1 protein-coding gene is annotated in these 2,274 nt (G+C 34.5%); it reads left to right on the top strand.

The genetic code is table 11. The features are described 5' to 3' along the window. Positions 1 to 238: 238 nt before the first annotated feature. On the top strand, positions 239 to 1,858 hold the full coding sequence (locus LD272_RS21185) for an ABC-F family ATP-binding cassette domain-containing protein (protein WP_226038584.1): 1,620 nt from the start codon (positions 239 to 241) through the stop codon (positions 1,856 to 1,858). The last annotated feature ends 416 nt before the right edge of the window (positions 1,859 to 2,274 follow it).

Below are 2,274 nucleotides of genomic sequence, written 5' to 3'. Positions count from 1 at the left end.
TACCTTCTGCCACTAATTATAAGGGTTTTTTTTGATTTTATGAATACTATAATCTCCCATAATTTCCATTTAATTGAATTAAATGAACACTTGACATTGTCGTTATCTTTTAATGCAACACTAGTGATCATTTATAAAAGGTGAATAAAACGCTATTCTTTTTGGTACCATTGACTTACACGTCTAAATCGCTTAAGCTTACCTTTGATTATGTTTTTTCTGGAGGAATATTAAATATATGTTACAAGCTACTAATGTTAGTTTACAATATGGTGATAAAAAGTTGTTCGAAGATGTAAATATTAAATTTACTGCTGGAAATTGTTACGGATTAATCGGAGCCAATGGTGCCGGTAAATCAACCTTTCTAAAAGTATTATCTGGTGAAGTAGACCCACAATCAGGTAATGTTGCACTTGGTAAAGATGAACGTCTTGCAGTGTTAAAACAGGACCATTACGCATACGAAGAATATGAAGTGCTTAAGACTGTAGTTATGGGACATGAGCGCTTGTATGAAATCATGCAAGAAAAAGATGCGATCTATATGAAGGCTGATTTTTCTGAAGAAGACGGCATGAGAGCCGCTGAACTTGAAGGTGAATTTGCTGAGCTTAATGGTTGGGAAGCTGAATCAGATGCAGCTGTATTATTAAAAGGACTTGGAATTGGCGAAAACCTTCACGAGAAGAAAATGGCTGATATAACAGGTTCCGAAAAAGTTAAAGTCTTATTAGCTCAAGCTTTATTTGGTAATCCAGATATTCTATTATTAGATGAGCCAACTAACCACTTAGATATCTATGCAATTCAGTGGCTTGAAGAGTTCTTAATTAACTTTGAAAACACGGTTATTGTAGTATCACACGACAGACACTTTTTAAATAAAGTATGTACGCATATTGCTGATGTTGATTTTGGTAAAATTCAACTTTATATTGGTAACTATGATTTCTGGTATGAATCTAGCCAGTTAGCACTTAGAATGGCTCAGGACCAGAATAAGAAAAAAGAAGAAAAAATTAAGGAACTGCAAAGTTTCGTTGCACGTTTCAGTGCCAATGCGTCAAAATCTAAACAGGCAACTTCTCGTAAGAAAATGCTTGATAATATAACGCTTGATGACATTAAACCGTCGTCACGTAAATACCCATATGTTGCATTCACACCAGGTCGTGAAATTGGTAATGACTTATTACGTGTTGTAGGATTATCAAAAACGATTGATGGAGTTAAAGTATTAGATAATGTTAGCTTTACGATGAACAGCGATGATAAAGTTGCACTTGTTGGTAGAGATGAAGTTGCTAAAACAACTCTACTTCGCATTCTAATTGGAGAACTTGAGCCAGATGAAGGTCAGTACATTTGGGGAGTAACAACGTCTCAGTCCTATTTACCAAAAGACAACTCAAAGTACTTTCAAGATGGTAGTCTAACTCTTGTTGAATGGTTACGCCAGTATTCACCAGATGACCAAACAGAAACGTTCTTACGTGGTTTCCTAGGGAGAATGCTATTCTCTGGTGAAGAAGCACTAAAGAAAGCTGATGTACTTTCCGGTGGAGAAAAGGTTCGTTGTATGTTATCAAAAATGATGCTAAGCAATTCGAACGTCTTATTGCTAGATGAACCAACTAACCACTTAGATTTAGAGTCGATTACATCAGTCAATAATGGTCTAATTAAATTTAAAGGATCGTTAATTTTCACATCCCATGACCAACAATTTGTAAATAGTGTAGCTAATCGCTTAATCGAAATAACACCTAGTGGTATTGTCGATAAAGATATGAGCTATGACGAGTATGTAGCTGACAAGAAGCTTCAAAAAGAAATTTCAGCAATGTACGTATAATAGATGGATATAAAGCTGCCTCAAATAGAGGTAGCTTTTTTTTACATTTAAGGATAGGTCTTCAGTTAAACCTTTTGTTTATAATAAAGCTCTTTTCATAGAACTTGTTACTTATTAATTCTCCGCAGTTGATAGAAACTATGATAAAATAACCGATTTCATACCGTTTTTGGAAAAATTACGCTTTTTGCTGGAGATTCGTGAGCCTTCTCACGTTGATTCGCCTCAAAAATATGTGAATTCAACCCTAATAGTAAACTATTCGCCCCAAACACACATTTATTCGCCTCAAAAGCGGCTGGGCCCCTTAATTTCAGACACATACTTGAAATTTCTCTATCTTTCTTAAAATTTCATTTTTTATTTTAAACAGAGGAAATTGCTCCCTATCTTTTTTATTAAATTTTATATTATTC

This window comes from Aquibacillus saliphilus (assembly GCF_020404745.1).
Lineage (GTDB): Bacteria > Bacillota > Bacilli > Bacillales > Amphibacillaceae > Aquibacillus > Aquibacillus saliphilus.
The sequence above is the reverse complement of the archived record's forward strand: the minus strand, read 5'-3'. Positions and strand labels throughout refer to the sequence as shown.